Raw genomic sequence first — 18,992 nt, 5'->3', positions numbered from 1 at the left:
GAGGGCAGCGGGTCGCGACCACCAGATCCGGCCGCGTCGTGTGCGGCGGTCATTGCGACCCTGGGCTGGCGTCCTCGTCGTCGTCTCCATCGCTGAGAAGTTTCTCGGGGTGGTGGAAGGTGTTGGTGCGGGGCTTCCCGGTGTCCAGGTGCGGAGGCGGGATCCATTCGGTGTCGCCGCGGGCGTTTTTGCGGGTCATCCAGCCGCCGGGTCGCAGCAGGCGGTGGTGGGGGCCGCAGGCGAAGGTGAGGTCGTCGATGTCGGTGGTGTGGGAGGCGGCGTAGTCGGTTACGTGGTGGACCTCGCAGTAATAGCCGGGCACGGTGCAGCCTGGGTTTGAGCAGCCATGGTCCTTGGCGTACAACACAATTCGCTGCCCCGCAGAGGCGAGCCGCTTCGTGTGATACAGAGCCAGCGCCTTGCCTTTGTCGAAGACCGCTAGGTAGTGGTGGGCGTGGCGGGCCAGGCGAATCACGTCGCTCATCGGCAGGAGGGTGCCGCCACCGGTCAGGCCGCGACCGGCGGCGGCCTCGAGTTCGTTGAGCGTGGTGGTGACCACGATGGAGGCCGGTAACCCGTTGTGCTGACCCAGTTCTCCGGAGGCCAGCAGTGCACGCAATGCCGCGTTGAGTCCGTCATGGTTGCGCTGGCCGGTGCTGCGGGAATCCCGTTCGATGGCCTGTTCACTGGGATTGCCGTCCACACAAGGTCTTTCCTCGTCGGGATTGCACATGCCGGGAGCGGCTAGTTTGGCCAGCACTGCCTCCAGGGTGGCGCGGGCTTCGGGTGTCAGCCAGCCGCGCAACTGCGACATGCCGTCGCGCTGCTGGCTACCCAGCGTCAGGCCGCGTTGGCGGGCGCGGTCTTCGTCGGTGAGGGTGCCATCGGGATTGAGGCAATCGGCAAGCGCATTGGCCAGACCAGCCAGTTGTTCGGGACGAAACCGGCTGCCCTCCTGGGCCAACCGCGCCTCAGCCTGCTCGCGGGTCGCGAGGTCCACCCAACCGGGCAGCTGATGGTAGAACTTGCGAATCACCGCGACTTGGCCGGCGCCCAGGGTGCCGCCGCGTTGGGCGGCCGCGGTGGCGGCCAGGGTGGGTGGGATGGGTTCGCCGGTTAGGCCGTGGCGTGGGCCCAGATCGCGCGCCTCCTTGAGGCGGCGGGAGGCTTCGCTGCGGCTGATCAGCGTCGCCTCAGCGATGGCATTGACCACTGTGCCGCCGAGTTCAAGCGAAGGTGCTTGGCGGACGAGGGAATTGATCACCGGGTGCTCGACGGCCGGGATGCGCCGGCGCTGCTTTTCGCAGCGCAGCAACACCGTCAGCTGTTGCTGCGGGTCAAGCGTGTCGAAGCTCAGCGCGCAGGCTCGATCCCAGGCGGCATCGAGCGCGTCGAACACCGCATCGACATCCTGTTGATCAGTTGCACCCACACCGCCAAACTAGCCGCACCCACCGACAGAAACCCAGGCCTGGCGGTCATAGAAACCACAGTGGCACAAGTGATTTCGTTATGCGTTTTGGATATTCATAATTTCTCGGGTAGAGGGGCCGGACGCCGCCGGACACGCGAAACCGGTCGCCACCGTCGGAACTAATCCGCTTCGCGCTTGGCCTGAACTTGCCTTTCGACCTCGCGCCAGTACCCAGGCTTGGGGCGCGGTTGTCCGAAACCACCGGTGGCGGCCTTCTGCAGGATGGCGTCGGCCTCGTCGATCTCCTTGATCATCTCCAGCGCGAATTCGCGCTCGGCGGCGTAATACTTGGCCGCCCAGCGCAGCGCTAGCACCGAATACGCCCACGCGGGCTCCGCCTCGGCCCCCTCGGCGTCCTCGACGGCCTTGCGGTGCCTGGTTTCGGCATACGTCACATGCTCCTGCAGCAATTCCTTGAGCCGACTCGGATTACTAAGGTGCCCGAACGTAACGCGCAGCAGCACAGAGTGTTTGAGCACCGGTGGATCCACGCGTGCATGGTTGGTCCAGTCGGTGACCGCCTCCATGCCTTGCGGGGTGATCTTGTAGAGCCGGCGGGTGCGGGTACCCTCGTCGCGTTCGACCCGCGACGTCACCAGTCCCAGCGACTCCAGCTTCTTCAACTCGGTGTAGATCTGACTGTACGAGGGACTCCAGTAGTAGAGGTCGACGCTCCAGTCGATCCACTTCTTGAGGTCGTAACCCGAGACTTCCTCTTCGTAGGACATCATGCCCAGCAGCGCCCAGCTGGTGGCGGCAAGGGCCGCGTTGGTCGCCTTTCGGCTGGCAGGGTCCGTTTCGGAGTCCATGTCGCCAGGTTAACAACACCGCCCCCTAGATTGGAGGACATGGACCGCTGGCTGGGACGACCGTGAAATTCGCCTTCCCCCTTCCGCACCTGCTGCGACTCAAAGCGATTACGCAGCCCTGGGAGGCCGCCGTCACCGGAGAAGACCAGCGACGCATGATGCAATGCGCCGACCGGTGGGGCTACGACATGATCGCGGTGCCCGAGCATCTCGTCATCCCCACCGACCACGTCGAGTTGTCCGGGCCGCACTATCTGCACTCGACGACGGCGCAAGCATTCATCGCCGGCGCCACCGAGCGGGTGGCCATCAACTCGTGCGTCACCATCTTGCCGTTGCAGCACCCCATCGTGCTGGCCAAAGCCCTGGCCACCGCCGACTGGATGAGCGGGGGCCGGATGATGGTGACCTTCGGGGTCGGTTGGCTGGCCCGCGAATTCGAGCTGCTTTCGGTGCCGTTCAAGGACAGGGGCCGCATCGCCGACGAATACCTGGCGGCCATCGTCGAATTGTGGACCAGTGACACACCGCGGTTCGAAGGCCGGTATGTGTCATTCGCCGACATCGCCTTCGAGCCGAAACCCGTTCAAAAGCCCCATCTTCCGATCTGGATCGGCGGTGACGCGGACGCCGCGCTGCGCCGGGCGGCCACCTTCGGGTCAGGCTGGTGGCCGTTTCTCACGCCGCCCGAACAGATTGCTCAAAAGCTCGACTTCATCAAGTCCCAACCCGGTTACGACGGCCGCAATTTCGAGGTGATGCACGGGCTGGGCACCAACCGGGTCGGCGAAGGACACGTCGCCCGCCGCGCGACAGACCGGCCGGGTATGAGCGCCGCACACATCGTTGACCGGTTGAACTGGTTCTCCGAGCAGGGCGCGACCGTGACCGCGGTTCCCGTCCCCGCCGTGGGCGGCGTGGACGAATACCTCGATTACGCGCAGTGGGTGATCGAAGAGATCAAACCCCAGGTGTCCTAGCGGATCTGCAACCCGCGCCTGCGCACCCAATACAGCGCGGCGGCGCTGCCGGCGATCCACACGCTCGCGGCGATGGCGAGGTGAACGAAGCTTTTCGCTTCACGCCCGAACACCGGCCAGATCAGGGTGGGCGCCTGCTTCCACAACACGCGGTGCTCCACGCCGTTCATCGGATCGGCCACGTAGTACAGCGCATAGGGCAGTGTCAGGGCCAGCACCCAACTGCGGGTGCGGCGCAGATCGCCGCGCTGGCGCCAGCGCCGAATCAGCGGCTCGGCGCTGACCGGGTGCAGCACCGAGATGAGATTGCCGACACCCAGCCACGACACGACGGGCACGGCGACGGTGGGGATCGTAATGCCCAGCCGCCCCGGCGTTTCCAGCCACAGCGTCAACGCGACCGCGGCGGCCAGCGTGGGCAGCCCGACGATCCCGAGCAGGGCGAGGTTCTTGACCAACAGGATCCGCCAGAAAGGCGTTCCGTCCGACAAGCCCTGGAGGATGCGGTAATGGTCGGCGCCCAGAAAATTGGTGGTGGTGACATCGGCCAGGACCCACGAGGAGAAGTAGGTGCCCACCAGGATCACCCAGTCGTGGTGGTGACGGCCAAGGGTCAGCGGCTGTACCAGCAACCAGCCGGCGGCGAAGATGACGTTGGCCACAACACCCATCAGCCAGGTGCGCGGCGGGGTGAACGACCACCGGATTTCGGCGATGACCGCCGGACACAGGCCCTTCTTGAAGTCCTTGGCTGCGCGCCGGGCAGCGGCGGGTCGAGGCGCCGACGCCCGCACCGCGGCGCGCAGCGCGGCACTCAACCGTGGACGCGCCGGAGGCTCCGACTCCCCCAGGCGCTCCGGGTTATCGATCCTGCGGGAGACGATCAACTGATGTGCCCCTCTCGCTCGCGGGTCGGTCGACAGCTCGTCCAAAACCTATGCAGGGCAGGATAACGGGATGAACCGTAAGCGTGTCATCGTCGCCGGGCTCGGGGACGCGGGCGTCCTTGCGGCGATCCGGCTGTCCCGGCATGCCGACGTCGTCGGGATCTCGGCCAAACCCGCGCTGGTGAGCGGCCAGGAGCTCGGCGTCCGGCTGTCGCGCCCACACGACTGGGCCCGCGACTACTGGATCCCGTTCGACCGGTTCCGCCGCCTCGACGGGGTTCGCACCGTGCAGGCCACGCTGACCGGAGTGGATCTGGACGCACAAACGGTCTTCGGCCGAACCGAAGACGGCGCGGCCCTCACCGAGGCTTACGACGCGCTGATCATCTCGACCGGGGTCAGCAACGGATTTTGGCGCCAGCCGACGTTGCAGTCCGCCGCCGACATCGGCGCGGGACTGCGCTCCGCGCACGACCGGCTGGCCGCCGCCGCGTCGGTGGTCGTGGTGGGTGGCGGGGCGGCGGCGGTCAGCAGCGCCCTCAACATGGCGACCACCTGGCCGGACAAGCGGATCGACCTGTACTTCCCCGGCGAGACCGCTCTCGAGGGGCACCATCCCCGGATATGGCAGCGTATCCGGGGCCGACTGACTCGGCTGGGCGTCGGCGTGCATCCCGGACACCGCGCGGTGGTGGCCGACGGGTTCACGGGCGACGAACTCACCGGCGCACCCGTGCACTGGAGCACGGGCCAACCCGCGGCCGACGCCGACGCGGTGCTGTGGGCGATCGGGCGGGTGCGGCCCAACACCGCCTGGCTACCGGCGGACCTGCTCGATGAGCGTGGATTCGTGCGCGTCACCCAGGAGCTGCGGGTGCCCGGCCGCCGGGGTGTGTTCGCCGTCGGCGACGTCGCGGCAACCGACCCGTTACGCAGCTCCGCCCGTAACCGCGGCGACGTCTTGGTGGCGCGCAACATCCTCGCCGACTTCGCCGGCCGGCCGCTACGGGCCTACCGGGCGCCGACGCGGCGGTGGGGTTCGCTTGTCGGCATACAACCCAACGGCTTGGAGGTGTTCCTGCCCACCGGTCATGGTTTCCGCTTCCCGTCCTGGTCGGTCGAGCGTGTGGTGATGCCGTGGATCGTGCGCTGGGGCATGTACCGAGGGGTGCGCCAGAACGACCCGCTGGGTTGAGGAATGAGCCGATGCACCCGATGATTCCGCAATCGATCGCTGTTTCGGAAGCAGCCCGATGAAGGCCCCGGCAAACCACGGCGAATTGCGTCGCAGCCTCGGGGTTTTCGACGCGGTGGCGATCGGGCTTGGCTCGATGATCGGCGCCGGAATTTTCGCGGCGCTGGGACCCGCGGCGGGTGCCGCCGGCTCGGGACTGCTGCTGGGCCTCGCGTTGGCCGCGGCGGTCGCTTACTGCAACGCCACCTCCTCCGCGCGGCTGGCGGCACGCTACCCCGCGTCGGGCGGCACCTATGTCTACGGCCGAAAACGGTTGGGAGACTTCTGGGGATACCTGGCCGGGTGGGGCTTCATCGTCGGCAAGACCGCCTCATGCGCGGCGATGGCCTTGACGGTCGGCCTCTATGTCTGGCCGGCGCAGGCGCATGCGGTGGCCGTCGCGGCGGTAATCGCGCTGACCGCGGTGAACTACGCCGGGGTGCACAAATCGGCCTGGCTGACCCGCATCATCGTCGCCGCGGTGCTCGCCGTGCTGACAGCGGTGTGCGTCGCCGCGTTCGCCTCCCCGGCCGTCGACGCCGATCGACTCCGCCTGACCGGCACCACCACTGCCGGCGTTATCCAGGCGGCGGGCCTGCTGTTCTTCGCGTTCGCCGGTTATGCGCGCATCGCGACGCTCGGCGAGGAGGTGCGCGACCCGGCCCGCACCATTCCACGGGCGATTCCGCTGGCGCTGAGCATCACCCTGGCCGTCTACGCAGTCGTCGCCGTGGCCACGCTCGCGGCGCTGGGGCCGAACCGTCTCGCCCAGAGCGCCGCTCCGCTGGTCGAAACGGCCCGCGCCGCAGGCACGGTCTGGCTGGTGCCCGTCGTGCAGCTAGGGGCGGTGGTCGCGGCGATGGGCTCCCTGCTCGCGCTGATTCTCGGCGTCTCGCGCACCACGCTAGCCATGGCCCGGGACCGCCATCTGCCCCACGCGCTGGCCGCTGTGCACCCACGGTTTCGGGTGCCCCACCGCGCGGAGCTGCTGATCGGCGTCATCGTTGCGATCTTGGCCGCCACCACCGACCTTCGCGACGTCATCGGTTTCTCGTCGTTCGCGGTGTTGATCTACTACGCCGTCGCCAACGCCTCCGCATTCACCCTCGGACCCGATGAGGGCCGCCCGCACCGCGTCATTCCGGTGATCGGGCTGCTCGGCTGCATGGTGCTGGCTTTCGCGATGCCACTGTCGTCCGTGGTTACCGGTGTGGCGGTTCTGGGCATCGGCGTCGCCGCCTATCTAATTCGCCGCTTCATCAACCACGCGATTCCGCGCGGGCCGCACGGGGAAGACTGAGCTGATGTCCGACCCCGCAACCGAAGCATTCGACAAGCTAGTGGCACTGCTGAACTATCCGATGTACGTCGTCACCACGCAGGCCGACGACACCCCGGCCGGCTGCCTGGTGGGTTTCGCCAGCCAGACCAGCATCCATCCGCCCCGGTTCCTGGTCGGCCTGTCTCGGCGCAACCACACCTTCCGCATCGCCCACGACGCCTCCCACCTGGCCGTGCACGTGTTCGACCATGACCACCTGGACGTGGTGGAGCTCTTCGGCAGCCAGACCGGCGACAAGGTCGACAAGTTCGACCGATGTTCCTGGCACCCCGGCCCCGAACGGCTGCCCATCCTCGACGACGCCGCCGCCTGGTTCGTCGGCGAAATCCTGGAACGTTTCTCGCTGGGCGACCACGTCGGGCACCTGCTGGCACCGGTGGGCGGCAGTCCGCCAAAGGAACTGGAAACCTGGGTGTCGTTCGGCGACGTGCGCGAGCTGGAACCCGGCCATGAGGCCTAGCGTGTGAGCGAGTCGCCCCGGATCAGTGCCGTCCCCAGCATCATCGAACTCGCGCCGTTCTACGCCGATCCCCCGGATGGCGTGCGCGCCAACATGATCTTCAGCGCCGACGGCGCCGCCGCGTTCGGCGGTCGCGCCGGCCCGCTGTCATGCCCCACCGATCAGCGGCTGTTGAACATCCTGCGCGGCCTCGCCGACGTCGTGCTCGTCGGCGCCGGCACCGCCCGTGCCGAAAACTATGGCCCGGTGACCCTCAGCGATGCGGCGCGCGCCCGACGGCACCACGAAGGGCGGCCCGAACCACCGCCGATCGCCGTCGTGAGCCGCAGCGGTGAGCTACCGGCCCGGCTGTTCAGCAACCCGGACCAGCCGCCGATCCTGGTGACCTGCGCGAGCACCGCCGCACGACAAGACCTCGACGAAGGCCGGCAACACATCATGGTTGCCGGAGAGGAGTCGGTGGACGTCTCGCGAGTGGTCGCGACACTGCGTGAGCAGGGCATGCATCGCATCCTCTGCGAGGGCGGGCCGACGCTGCTCGACGAGCTGGTCGAAGCCGACGCCGTCACCGAGATCTGCGTGACGCTCGCCCCCAAACTGGCCGCGAGCCAACCGGTGGGCCACCGACTGCACCCCGCACGACTGCCCGCCCCGGTCACCATGAGCCTCGAGCACGCGCTGTTCTGCGAAGGCTATCTGTATCTCAAGTACTGCCGCTGAGGCCCCCGCGCCGGGCTCACCTGGAACGCACGTGCGCAAAAGCGCTCAACATGCAGCAGACGACGCCTCTTCCTATGATGAAAGTGCCCGCTTTGAAACCCGATTGCTTCGCGCGACCGTCCCGGCGATTGATCGACGTCCCCTTCCCCAATGCGCACAGAATAGGATCACCGGCCAGGTGAGCAGTTCAGCCGACGACCATGATTACCGTAATCTGGCGGTGAACCGACTGCGCCCCAGTGAAATTCACTGGGCACTGAACCACGACTCGGTGCACGGGATCGCGTACGCGTTCAAGAATCCCGTCGCCGTCGCGGACTCCCTCGAGGATCCCGACGACGACCGGAAGACCTACCTGGTGCGGGTCAAGCGCGACGATCTGGCCAATGCGCTGGAAAAGATCAACGAATGGATCTTCGACAATCCCGGCCCGGCCGGGATGCAGGCCTACGGATTCGTCCGGGCGCTGTCCCGCGAGGGTCTCACCGAACGCGCCACCGGCGATGACGACAACCGCTGATGTTGAGAAAGCTCACGGAAAGCAAGGGACCTAGTCGGTAGCTGGCTCCGAATCGTCCTGGCGCTCAGCGTCTTCCACGGTTAACGGCAAAGCAAGCTCCTCCAGCGGGCGCTGCTCGGCGGCGATGCCGAGCCACAGTTCGACCAGGCCGGCCGCGGCCATCACGACCGCCACGATGAGGAAGGACCAGACAACCTCGCTGCGCACCCCCGAGTTGATCAGCTGACCGAACAGCAACGGGCCGGTGATACCGCCGATCGCCGTGCCCATCGCGTAGAAGAACGCGATCGCCAGCGCCCTGGTCTCCATCGGGAAGATCTCGCTGACCGTCAGGTACGCCGCGCTGGCACCCGCCGACGCCAGGAAGAACGCGACGATCAGCAGGCCGATGAAGGCCCAGACACCGCCGGCCTCGGTGAGAAAGACCAGTGCCAGCGCCACCACCGCCACGCCGGAGCCGATGTACGTCAGGGTGATCATCGGCTTGCGGCCCACGGTGTCGAACAGATGCCCAAGCACCAGCGGGCCGGCGAAATTGCTCAGGGCCCACAGCACGAAGAACACCGGAACCATGCCGGACGGCACATTGTAGAACCTGTGGAGCAGCGTGCCGAGGTTGAACGTGACGCCGTTATAGAGGAACGCCTGCCCGATGAACAGCGCCAGTCCGAGGATCGCGCGGCGCGGGTACAGCTTGAACGCCACGGCTGCGATCTCCCGGAACGAAATCGCCGTGCGCTGCCGGATCCGCAGCGCCTTGCCCTCCGGTTCGGGCAGCGGTTCGCCCGTCTCATGCGCGACCGCGGCTTCGATGTCGCCGACGATCTGCTCCGCCTCGTCCTCGCGGCCGTGAATGAACAGCCAGCGCGGGCTCTCCGGCACATTGCGCCGCACCAGCAGCACGAAGATGCCGAGGATGGCACCGATGCCGAAGGCGAGCCGCCAGCCGATGTTGGGCGGGAAGTTCGATGTGTTCAGCAGGATCAGCGCGCCACCCGCGCCCGCGGCCGAACCCAGCCAATAGGTTCCGTTGATGATCAGGTCCACGCGACCGCGCACTCGCGCGGGAATCAGCTCGTCGATGGCCGAATTTATGGCGGCGTATTCGCCACCGATGCCGGAGCCGGTGAAGAAACGGGTCAGGAAGAAATACCACGGGGCGAAGGCGAACGCGGTGGCGACCGTGGCCACCAAATAAATGGCGAGGGTGATGATGAACAGGTTTCGCCGGCCGAAGCGATCGGTCAGGTGGCCGAAGAACAGCGCACCCGAGCACGCCCCGGCGATGTAGATCGCGGCCGCCATGCCGATCTGCGCGGCGTTCAGCGCGATGCCGCTGTTGTGCTCCATGAGCCGGGCCGACACGTTGCCGACCATCGTGACCTCGAGCCCGTCGAGCACCCACACCCCACCCAGACCGACGACGACGCGCCAGTGGAACCGGGACCACGGCAGCCGGTCCAGCCGCGCCGGGACATGGGTCGAGATGGTTTTGGTTTGCGCGCTCGCACTCATGCACTCTCCGTTCTGGGTTGACAGAGGACTTACCCACCCAAGCCCGTCGTTAGCCCTCAGCGGGATATCGCACCTACGCCGCGCTCGCCGTCGTCAGCCGCGCTCGGAGCGGGACTCCTCGGGAGTCCAGGCCTGCGGCTGGCCGGGGTGGCCGGGGAACAGGAAGTCGATGAAGGCCGCGGCCGTCGGCTGAGGCTCGTGGTTGGCCAGCCCCGGGCGCTCATTGGCTTCGATGAATGCGTACTCGGCGCCCGAGACATCGGGCACCAACAGGTCGATGCCGGTCACCGGGATCCCGATCGCCTCGGCGGCGGTCACCGCGACGCGGCACAATTCGCGGTTCACGTGCGCGGTGACGTCGTGGATGGTGCCGCCCTGATGCAGGTTGGCGGTGCGGCGAACCCGCAGCCGAGTCCCCTGCGGCAGCACATCGTCCAGCTTCCAACCGGCTTCGGCCACGGTCGACTCCGTCAGGTCGTCGAGCGGGATGCGGGACTCACCGCCGGTGGCCGCCGAACGGCGCCGGCTCTCGGCCGCGATCAGGTCGCGCACGCTGTGCTCCCCCGTGCCGATGATCTCCGGGGGCATCCGCAGCGCGGCGGCGACGACACGGCCGTCGATCACCACCAGGCGAAGGTCGTCGCCGGTCACCCGCTGCTCGATCAGCACGTCCGGGTATTGCTGGCGGGCCCGCGCCAGGGCCGAGCTGAGGTCGTCGGGACCATTGTCCGGGACGACCCCGACGGTGATGCCCTTGCCCTGCTCGCCGCGGGTCGGTTTGACGACGACCTCGCCGACCTCCTTGAGGAACGCGAAGTCGCTCTCGTCGAAGGTGGCCAGCCGCGCCCTGGGCACGGTGATGCCGGCCTCGGAGACCAGGCGCCGGGTCCGCCGCTTGTCGTCGCAGCGGCACAAGGCCACCGCCGAGGTGTACTCGGACAGCGATTCCCGGGTGATGACACTGCGACCGCCGTGGGTCAGGCGCATCTCGCCGGTCTCGGCGTCGAGCACCTCGACCCAAATCCCGCGGCGCAGCGCCTCTTCGGCGATGATCCGGGCATAGGGATTGAGGTCATCGACCGTCTCGGGCGGCGGGCTGAACAGCGGCTCGTTGATCGCGTTCTTGCGCTTGATCGCCAGCACCGGGACGCGGCGGAAACCTAGCTTCTCGTAGAGGCCGATGGCCGCGGCGTTGTCGTGCGCCACCGACAGATCCATGTAGGCGCGGCCCGCGCTGCGGAAGTGCTCGGCCAGCGCCTTGGTGAGGGCGCCGCCGACGCCGGGCAGCCCGGCGGCCGGATCGACCGCCAGGGTCCACAGGCTCGACCCCTCTTCCGGGTCGTTGAACAGCAACTCGTGGTCGACGCCGGTGACCGTGCCGACCACCGCGCCGTCCTCGTCGCGCACCGCCAGCAGATACTTCACCGCCGGCACGTGCTGATGGTTGTCCCAGATCACGTCGACGCCGGCCGGGACCATGCCGCAGCGCACGTAGACGCGGTTCATGGCGTCGGCGTCGATCGGGTCGTTGAGCGTGCGCACCGTCACGCCCAGCGGCGGCGGCGCAAGGTTCTTCGTCTTGGGGGTGAACCGCAGCCGGTAAGTGTGGCTGGGGTCGATGAACAACTCGGTGGGCGCCTCGGCGACCACAACGTGGGATTCGCGGGCGTAGATGCAGATGTCGCGGCGCCCGGGCCCCTCGCGGCGCAGCGCCTCGACCAGCTCCTGGGAATTGGCGAAGGTCTGCCCGAAAATCAGCCGGCCCCAACCCAATTCGAGCTCGACATCCTTGGCCATCGCGTCGACCAACTCGGGCGGCGAGGCGTCGTGCAGACCGAGCGTGATCGCCTCGGTGTGGTCGCCTGGAGGGTCGACCATGGTCATGCGACCGGGCCGGTAACACCGTGGCGCTGCAGCCAGAGCTCGAGCAGGGCGATCTGCCAGAGCTCGTTGCCGCGCAACGGGGTCAGCTTGCCGTTGGGGTTGGCCAGCAGCGCATCGACCGCGTCGGTGTTGAACAGGCCGCGCTCCTTGGCCGTGGGCGCGTACAGAGCGTCGCGGACCATGTCGAGGTACGGGCCTTCCAGGTGGGTCAGCGCCGGAACCGGAAAGTAGCCCTTGGGGCGGTCGATGACCTCCGACGGGATCACCCGTCGCGCAGCCTGCTTCAGGACGCCCTTGCCTTCGTGGGCGATCTTGAGTTCCGGCGGACAGGTAGCCGCCAGCTCGACCAACTCGTGGTCGAGGAACGGCACCCGGCCTTCCAGCCCCCACGCCATCGTCATGTTGTCCACCCGCTTCACCGGGTCGTCGATCAGCATCACCGTCGTGTCGAGCCGCAGCGCCCGGTCGATGCCGGTTTCGGCGCCGGCCTGCGCGAAGTGCTCGGTGACGAATCGCATGCTCGGGTCGTCGGGCGCGATGATGCCGGATCCGACCAACCCTCGCACCGCGGCCGCATCCCGGTCGAAAAACGCCCCGCGGTATTGGGCGACGGCACCGTCCAGGGTCGCCGCGGCAGGCTCGCCCATCGGCGGGTACCAGTGATAGCCGGCGAACACCTCGTCGGCGCCCTGGCCGGACTGCACGACCTTCACGTGTCGCGCCACTTCCTGGCTGAGCAGGTAGAAGGCGACGCAGTCGTGGCTGACCATCGGCTCGCTCATCGCACCGATGGCCCCGTCCAGCGCGGGCAGCATCCGGTCGGAACCGATGCGGATCTGGTGATGGTCGGTTTCGAAGCGCTTGGCCACGATGTCGGAGTACTGGAATTCGTCGCCCTTGACGCCGCCCGCCGACTCGAAGCCGATGGAGAAGGTCGACAACCCGTGCTGACCGGCTTCGGCGAGCAGACCCACGATCAGGCTGGAGTCCACGCCGCCGGACAGCAGGCAACCGACCGGCACGTCGGCGACCAGGCGGCGCTTCACCGCCAGCCGCAGCGTGGACAGCACGGCGTCTTCCCAGTCGCGCTCCGACCAGTTGGCGCGGTCGGAGTGACGGGTGAAATCGGGCGCCCAGTAGGTGGTGACGGAGCGCTTGCCGTCGGGTTCGATGGCGACCAGCGAGGCCGGCGGCACTTTGCGGACCCCGCGCAGGATGGTGTTCGGCGCGGGAACCACCGAGTGGAAGCTCATGTAGTGGTGCAGCGCGACGGGGTCGATCCGGGTGTCCACCCCGCCGCCGGCCAACAGGGCGGGCAGCGTGGAAGCGAACCGGACCCGGTGGTTGTCCTCGGTCAGGTACAGCGGCTTGATGCCAAGCCGATCGCGACCGAGCAGCACCCGCCCGCTATCGCGTTCGACGATGGCAAAAGCGAACATGCCGAACAGGTGGCTGACGAAGTCGTCGCCCCACCGGTGATAGGCCTTGATCAAAACTTCGGTGTCGCTGTGCGAGAAGAAGCGGTAGCCGTAGCCGCTGAGTTCTTGCCGCAACTCCTTGTAGTTGTAGATGCAGCCGTTCCACGCCAGGGACAGACCCAGCTCCGAGTCGACCATCGGCTGGGCGCCGGCTTCGGTCAGGTCGATGATTTTGAGGCGACGGTGGCCAAGCGCGACCCGGCCCTGCGACCAGGCGCCGCCGGTATCCGGGCCCCGTGGCGTCAACACGGCGGCCATCGCCGACACCGCCGCTACATCGGGCGCCTGCCCGTCGAGCCGTACCTCCCCGGTGACTCCGCACACGACTTCGACCCTACCTTTGACCGCATCGAAGCGCGTCAGCCGACCAGCCGAACAGCAGTGCGATGACTCACCCGGCCAAACCGGGGGCCGATCCTCCAGCGGCCCGTGGTCGAATTATGAGGCGTTGGCGCGGCTCCCGAAATCATCGAACCCGCCAGTGGCCGCGCGAACGATTCGCCGGGTGTGACGTCATCTCGGTGACGACCGAACAGCCTTGTCCACGAGGAGTTTTTAGTGCGGCCGCTGCGAGGACATCGACCGAGTGCACGATGCCGGCCGCGATCTCGTCAACCGCAGGCACATTGTCTGGGCATGCACACACGCTCACATCAAGATCGTCACCGCGCGATGTCAGCATGATGCCTAACCCACTGCCGTCGGCTAGCGGCGTCACGGTATGCATGCCGACGACCTCGGCGTCGGCGCAGTAAACCGGCGACGACGCGCTCGGAACATAGGAAACATTTCCGTGACAGACCGGGTTGAGCTGGCGCCGCAAGCCTGACCGGGTATAGATCCGCATACCCAAGCGAGCCACGGCTGGCGGAGTGAGCGAGACCATGGTCGCTAGATCGACTGTAGAATAAGAACTTTCGTTGCTACGACCGCGGATTGCGTTCAGCCTTTCGGTGGCGGTATGCAGATTGGCGAGGATCTGCACGGGGTCGTCGAGGTGTACGGGGATACGAAGCCTTCCGAAGGTCACCGACCTGCCCACTCTGGCGGGATTCGTCGCTGGTAACTCGAACGGGATGCGCATCAGCAGTGGATCGTCAGGTACCTTCGCGTGCCGCTGCAGCCACCCGCGTAACGACAGTGTGCAGGCAGCCAGAACAACGTTGGTGATGCTGCCGCCGAACGCGGTGCTGACCGCCTTCACGTCTGCCCAGGGGATCGAGGCAAAGGCCACCGCACGCCGCTTGGTCAACGGGGCATTGAACACCGTATGCGGCACCGGACCGCTCATCGATGATGCCGCCGGGGCCCCGGACCGCGCGCGGTGCAGCCGACCGCTGACGGCCTGCAGCACATCAGACGCCGTCTCGGCGACGAACCACAGTGCAGCCACCTGGTTTTCGACGATCTCCGTCAGCACGTCGGTAACGAGGTCGCCGGCGGAGGGCACCGGCCCCAGGCTCGGCTCGCTCGGCAGATTTTTGGCGGGGCCGGCGTATGGCAGGGTAGTCAACAGCCGCGGCCATATGGACGCTGCCCCTGCGGCTCCGTCGTTCAGTGCAGGCGACATCTTCACCGCCAACGCCCACCGTCCGCCGGCCAGTCCGTCGATACTCCACGCTTCCCACAGCCGATCGAGGCGATCCTGTCGCTCGGTCGTCACGTCCGCAATGAGATCGGCCAACTCGCGCCGACCGCCGGGGGCACGGACCGTTGCGCAATGAATTTGCGGACTTGGGTCATAGTCGTCAATCTCGGCCCACAGGGGCTGGCCTATCCCGAACGGCTTGAACACAAGCCGACTGCGGAAGCGCGCCAGTTGAGGCAGCGACGCGGCCACCAGTCCGTGTAGCCGATGGTGGCTGAGTTGATCGGACGCCTCGATGATGACCAGCGTGACCGTATGTGCGGGCGTCTTCGAGCCCTGCGTGCGCAACGACAGCGCATCCACCGCTGACAATCGCATACCGGTCCGCACACCCCTTTCACAAAACCTGGTGCCATGACCCCATCAGTGACCGTGGCGAGTCGTCTATTCGGTTGTGGCGGTGGCTTTCACTTCGATGAGTTGACTCCGATTCTGGTCGCCCCGTTTGCGACGAAGCTGAGTGCGATCCGCCACCCGCTGCCGTGCGCAGTGGTTGCCCACCGTAATGCGGGCGTACGAAGCCCCGTACGACGTCGCAGGTCGAGCTGTCGCGGACTTGCCTCGCGTCATTGCAACGCTCCCGTTCTGACCGCATAACAGGCTAAAGCAGGTGGATCGGCGAACGACACACCCGGGAACGATCACCAAACGGTGGAAGCGCTGATGCATTCTTCACCCTACGCCAATGCGCTCTGAACACGACGAAGCCAACGAGCATGCTCGTTTAGATTTGCGGCCAACATAGCTCGGGCTCTCGCAGAGCATGAGGCGCGCCATGACCGCGGTAGACCCTGAGTAGGTGATTTTCCGATAAGGGACCGTCAGTCCGACGGCCCCGCTGCGTTGGTTCACACAGTCAAAAAGCGACGGCGGCCAGCCTGATGCTGACTGCTTAACACCACAGTTGCGCACCAGCGACCATCTAGCAGCAGACCCCCGAATGCAACCTCTTCAATCCGCCGCTGTCGTCCAGGGTAGGCGAAATGCGGTCAAGACATAAGGTTCGAATACGAGTCCGCACCACACAGTTCGTTCCGGTGACCCCGTGGCTCGCCTGGCGAACGCGCGAGGATTGGCGCACGATCAGGCTATGAAACGTGAAGTGGGCGTCCAGATCGAAGCCGAAATCACCGCGCCCACGACGCTCGAGTTTCAGGTAGCCGTGGCGCCGCATCCGCGCACCGAGGTCTTCGAATCGCTGCGCTTCGTCTTGAACGGGCGTCCCGTCCAGCCGTCGGAGATCAGGGGTCTACACGGCAACCGCATCCACCATTTCGACGCGGGGGTGGGCACATTGAAAGTCCACTACGCGGCCACGATCGTGGGCCAGACTGATCCGGCACCGGTGACCGAACACGACCTGTCGATGTATCTGCGGCCCAGCCGCTATGCCGAGGCCGATAAGTTCTACGGTTTCGCTGCAACCGAATTCGGCACGTACGGTGATTCGGCGTCGCTGTTGGAGAATGTGAGCTCGTGGGTAGGCACACGGCTGAACTATGTGCCCGGCTCAAGCGATCCAATCGACGGGGCTGTGGACACGTTGCTATCCGGCAAAGGCGTGTGCCGCGACTACGCGCACCTGGTGGTGGCCCTGCTGCGCGCGGTGAACGTCCCGGCCCGCCTGGTCTCGGTGTACGCGCCGGGTGTGTATCCGATGGACTTTCATGCGGTGGCCGAGGCTTTTGTGGCGGGGCATTGGCGGGTGGTCGACGCGACTCTGCTAGCGCCGCGGCAAACCCTGGTGCGCATAGCCACAGGTCGTGACGCCTCCGACACAGCGTTCCTCGATAATCATCGGGGCCAGATCGAGCTCAACACGCTGGTCGTCACGGCGGTCGTCGACGGGGACCTGCCCGCGGATTCAATAGATCAGCTGGTTTCGATCCGCTGACGAACCGCACGCGGGCAGCCGGTTCCGGTGGTTAGTGGCCGGCCACCCGAGTAGTGTGCGAACCATCGGCGATATCTCGTACCTGACTATTCACAGCCATGTCGTCGCCGGTTCGAACGCACTGGCCCTTTGCGGTCAAGACGGGAGCGTCGCAGTGACGCTGAAAACAGATTATGTGGACGCGGGCCGCCGGCACTCCCCACCGGTGCACACGCCGCGCTTGCGGCTCAAGCGCAGGGCGCCCCAAAGCGGTTATGTCGATGGTGCTTGGTGGCCCCACAGCCTGGATCTCGCGGCAGAGCTCCCTGATCTGCTGTCGGTGTTGTCGGTTCGACTCGGCCCGATTGGCCGCGTGATCTAAAACGTGAACGAATGGGACAAGACGCAAGCGGCGAAATTCGTGGCCGGCGGGCGAACGGTGCGGCTCGACGGATATCTTCGCCAGCCGGTCAGTACCATCGAATTGCTCGGTCTTGATTCCGGAAAGATCGTCTTACTGGTAATTTCCCCACACGTCGATGCAGCCCAGGCACACGCGATCATGATGGCCGCGGCCGGCCCAAGCAATGCCTCGACAGTCGAGGACCTCCTCAGGGCCAGTGTCGCGGACGTGGATCCTCAGACATCAGCCCAAACGTAACGCCCTGAGTATCAACGAATCCCGCTGTTCAGTGGTCTCGCGTACGTCGTCAAATGCTGGGCGCAGCCGGTTCGTCTCAACCCGGACGGTCTTGAAACGCATCACCGCGGTGCCCGCCGCCCGCCGCGCGCTTCGAACATTCGCTCGCCCCGGGCCAGGCGGACAATGGATTCGGCGACCTGGAAGGCACGAGAATCACGATGCGCGTCGAATACGGGTAGGCCAGCCGCCTGGCGCAACACCATCACCGCAAGTGCCGTACCAGTTCGGTGCGGAACGAGCAGGAGGGTAGCCTGCGCATCGCGGCCGCCAAACGTCATAACGTGCGGGCGTATCCCCTGCCACCAGTCCCAATTGAGGTCGTGCTGGCGTTGCAACGATGACCAGTTGACGTCTATTTCGCTGATCTGACCCAGCCGCGCGTCCAAGACAGTGACCAATTCAGTGAGCTCTCGCGAGATCATCCCGGTACGGGGCCACCACGCGCCATCGATCTTGTTCCCGAGCCGGGATGCGAGAGTGAGGCGCACCGGGCTGGCGGGCCGGCTGGGCCCCGCCATACCGATTGTGTATGTCGAGGGATCCGTCGCTGGGGCAGTCACCCACCCGTCCCGGTGCTGCAGAGATGTGGCGCTCACTTCTGTTGCCGAATCCTGTTGGGCGACAATGGTACCGATCGGAGGCCCTACTTGCGTCATGAGACACCATTCGCAGTTCGATCGATCAGCCCGCGAAACGGGCCGACGGAGAAATCACATTGCGCGTGATCTCGATGGGAATGCCGTTGGGCACCGAGGCTACCGCTCACAACGAAACAGCTCGTTAGGGATGTTACGCCACAATTTACTCTCGCGCGGTCGTACACGTTGCGAAGCCGGCGCCGAGCGCGGCGCCGAGGCCCATGCCATCGCCCAGTTGAATGCCATTAGCCCTCCGAAACAGGGCCGTGCCCTTGATATGGCACTGCGCGACAGCAGATTTCGAGTAATTTTGCAGCGATCCGGATCCAATCGCGGCTGAGGCGTACAAATGCGTAGCACCAAGGCGCGTATGCTGACGGAACAGGGACCGACATAGGCCCCCAAAAGCAAAGGGCCGCGATGTCTGATAAGTCTCCGAGGCAAAGCATGACCAAGAAATCGGCTAAATCCCTGAAGCAGAAACGCGCGGCGAAGCGTACAAAAGCCGCCGAAGCCCTACCGGGCGAGGCGTTGCTGCACTCCAAGAACCGCTGAGCTCAACGCATCTGGAAGATCGAGGCATCCGGACGTAACCCAGACGAACTCGTCGATAGGGTCCCGCCTTTTCGCTCTTCCGATGACAATCTGCGGGGCGAGAACCAACCGGCCGTGGCTTGAATAACCTGGACGGGCAACGTGTTTCTGGCCGGCAGCGGTTTGTCGACTCAGCGACGAGCAACCCGACACGGGCGTGTATTACCGCCAGGCGCCGCTTGCCCTGCGCCGGGAAAGCAGAACTTCAGGCCACCTGATCCGGCAGACTGGTG

Annotated in this window: 14 protein-coding genes and 2 pseudogenes; 8 read left to right on the top strand and 8 right to left on the bottom strand. The window is 66.2% G+C overall.

What is annotated here, in order from left to right:
* Positions 1-49: 49 nt before the first annotated feature.
* Both A5753_RS11515 and A5753_RS11510 read right to left on the bottom strand, forming a co-directional pair.
* A complete protein-coding gene (locus A5753_RS11515) occupies positions 50-1,432 on the bottom strand; it encodes an HNH endonuclease signature motif containing protein (RefSeq protein WP_067127391.1) in 1,383 nt (460 codons plus the stop codon).
* A gap of 161 nt (positions 1,433-1,593) precedes the next feature.
* Positions 1,594-2,283: a PadR family transcriptional regulator gene (locus A5753_RS11510; RefSeq protein WP_067127388.1), complete on the bottom strand. Its 690-nt coding sequence runs from the start codon at positions 2,281-2,283 to the stop codon at positions 1,594-1,596.
* 62 nt (positions 2,284-2,345) lie between these two features.
* Between A5753_RS11510 and A5753_RS11505 the strand changes: the two genes are divergently transcribed.
* A complete protein-coding gene (locus tag A5753_RS11505; RefSeq protein ID WP_067127384.1) occupies positions 2,346-3,263 on the top strand; it encodes a TIGR03619 family F420-dependent LLM class oxidoreductase in 918 nt (305 codons plus the stop codon).
* On the opposite strand, the gene A5753_RS11500 is transcribed toward A5753_RS11505, so the two are convergent.
* Positions 3,260-4,150, bottom strand: a complete 891-nt coding sequence (locus A5753_RS11500) for a hypothetical protein (RefSeq protein WP_369829308.1) — start codon at positions 4,148-4,150, stop codon at positions 3,260-3,262. The two genes, A5753_RS11505 and A5753_RS11500, sit on opposite strands and share 4 nt — an antisense overlap.
* A 70-nt stretch (positions 4,151-4,220) precedes the next feature.
* Between A5753_RS11500 and A5753_RS11495 the strand changes: the two genes are divergently transcribed.
* From A5753_RS11495 to A5753_RS11475, 5 genes and pseudogenes are all read left to right on the top strand, one after another.
* On the top strand, positions 4,221-5,345 hold the full coding sequence (locus A5753_RS11495; protein ID WP_067127381.1) for an FAD-dependent oxidoreductase: 1,125 nt from the start codon (positions 4,221-4,223) through the stop codon (positions 5,343-5,345).
* Positions 5,346-5,403: 58 nt separating this feature from the next.
* A pseudogene (locus A5753_RS11490) lies at positions 5,404-6,709 on the top strand (APC family permease); the annotation flags it as partial.
* Positions 6,689-7,186, top strand: a complete 498-nt coding sequence (locus A5753_RS11485) for a flavin reductase family protein (RefSeq protein ID WP_067127375.1) — start codon at positions 6,689-6,691, stop codon at positions 7,184-7,186. The pseudogene A5753_RS11490 and the gene A5753_RS11485, both read left to right, overlap by 21 nt.
* A 3-nt stretch (positions 7,187-7,189) precedes the next feature.
* Positions 7,190-7,906, top strand: a complete 717-nt coding sequence (locus tag A5753_RS11480) for a pyrimidine reductase family protein (RefSeq protein ID WP_067127372.1) — start codon at positions 7,190-7,192, stop codon at positions 7,904-7,906.
* A gap of 178 nt (positions 7,907-8,084) precedes the next feature.
* Positions 8,085-8,426, top strand: a complete 342-nt coding sequence (locus A5753_RS11475) for a hypothetical protein (protein WP_067127369.1) — start codon at positions 8,085-8,087, stop codon at positions 8,424-8,426.
* 30 nt (positions 8,427-8,456) lie between these two features.
* Here A5753_RS11475 and A5753_RS11470 read toward each other — a convergent pair whose 3' ends face one another.
* From A5753_RS11470 to A5753_RS11455, 4 genes are all read right to left on the bottom strand, one after another.
* Complete coding sequence (locus tag A5753_RS11470) at positions 8,457-9,941, bottom strand: MFS transporter (protein WP_067127366.1); 1,485 nt, start codon at positions 9,939-9,941, stop codon at positions 8,457-8,459.
* A 93-nt stretch (positions 9,942-10,034) separates the two neighbouring features.
* A complete protein-coding gene (gene ngg / locus A5753_RS11465) occupies positions 10,035-11,825 on the bottom strand; it encodes an N-acetylglutaminylglutamine synthetase (RefSeq protein ID WP_067127363.1) in 1,791 nt (596 codons plus the stop codon).
* On the bottom strand, positions 11,822-13,627 hold the full coding sequence (locus tag A5753_RS11460) for an N-acetylglutaminylglutamine amidotransferase (protein ID WP_067127361.1): 1,806 nt from the start codon (positions 13,625-13,627) through the stop codon (positions 11,822-11,824). Before A5753_RS11460 ends, ngg begins: the two co-directional genes overlap by 4 nt.
* Before the next feature lie 142 nt (positions 13,628-13,769).
* The gene (locus A5753_RS11455) at positions 13,770-15,254 is read right to left on the bottom strand and encodes a wax ester/triacylglycerol synthase domain-containing protein (RefSeq protein WP_231990061.1); all 1,485 of its coding nucleotides are present in this window, start codon (positions 15,252-15,254) and stop codon (positions 13,770-13,772) included.
* A 787-nt stretch (positions 15,255-16,041) separates the two neighbouring features.
* Between A5753_RS11455 and A5753_RS11450 the strand changes: the two genes are divergently transcribed.
* Both A5753_RS11450 and A5753_RS24840 read left to right on the top strand, forming a co-directional pair.
* On the top strand, positions 16,042-16,845 hold the full coding sequence (locus A5753_RS11450) for a transglutaminase family protein (protein WP_067127355.1): 804 nt from the start codon (positions 16,042-16,044) through the stop codon (positions 16,843-16,845).
* A 154-nt stretch (positions 16,846-16,999) separates the two neighbouring features.
* A pseudogene (locus tag A5753_RS24840) lies at positions 17,000-17,485 on the top strand (DUF5994 family protein).
* Between the two features lie 101 nt (positions 17,486-17,586).
* Here A5753_RS24840 and A5753_RS11440 read toward each other — a convergent pair.
* Positions 17,587-18,051, bottom strand: a complete 465-nt coding sequence (locus tag A5753_RS11440) for a DUF5994 family protein (protein ID WP_369829309.1) — start codon at positions 18,049-18,051, stop codon at positions 17,587-17,589.
* Positions 18,052-18,992 lie beyond the last annotated feature (941 nt).

The organism is Mycobacterium sp. 852002-51971_SCH5477799-a (assembly GCF_001667145.1).
Lineage (GTDB): Bacteria > Actinomycetota > Actinomycetes > Mycobacteriales > Mycobacteriaceae > Mycobacterium.
The sequence above is the reverse complement of the archived record's forward strand: the minus strand, read 5'-3'. Positions and strand labels throughout refer to the sequence as shown.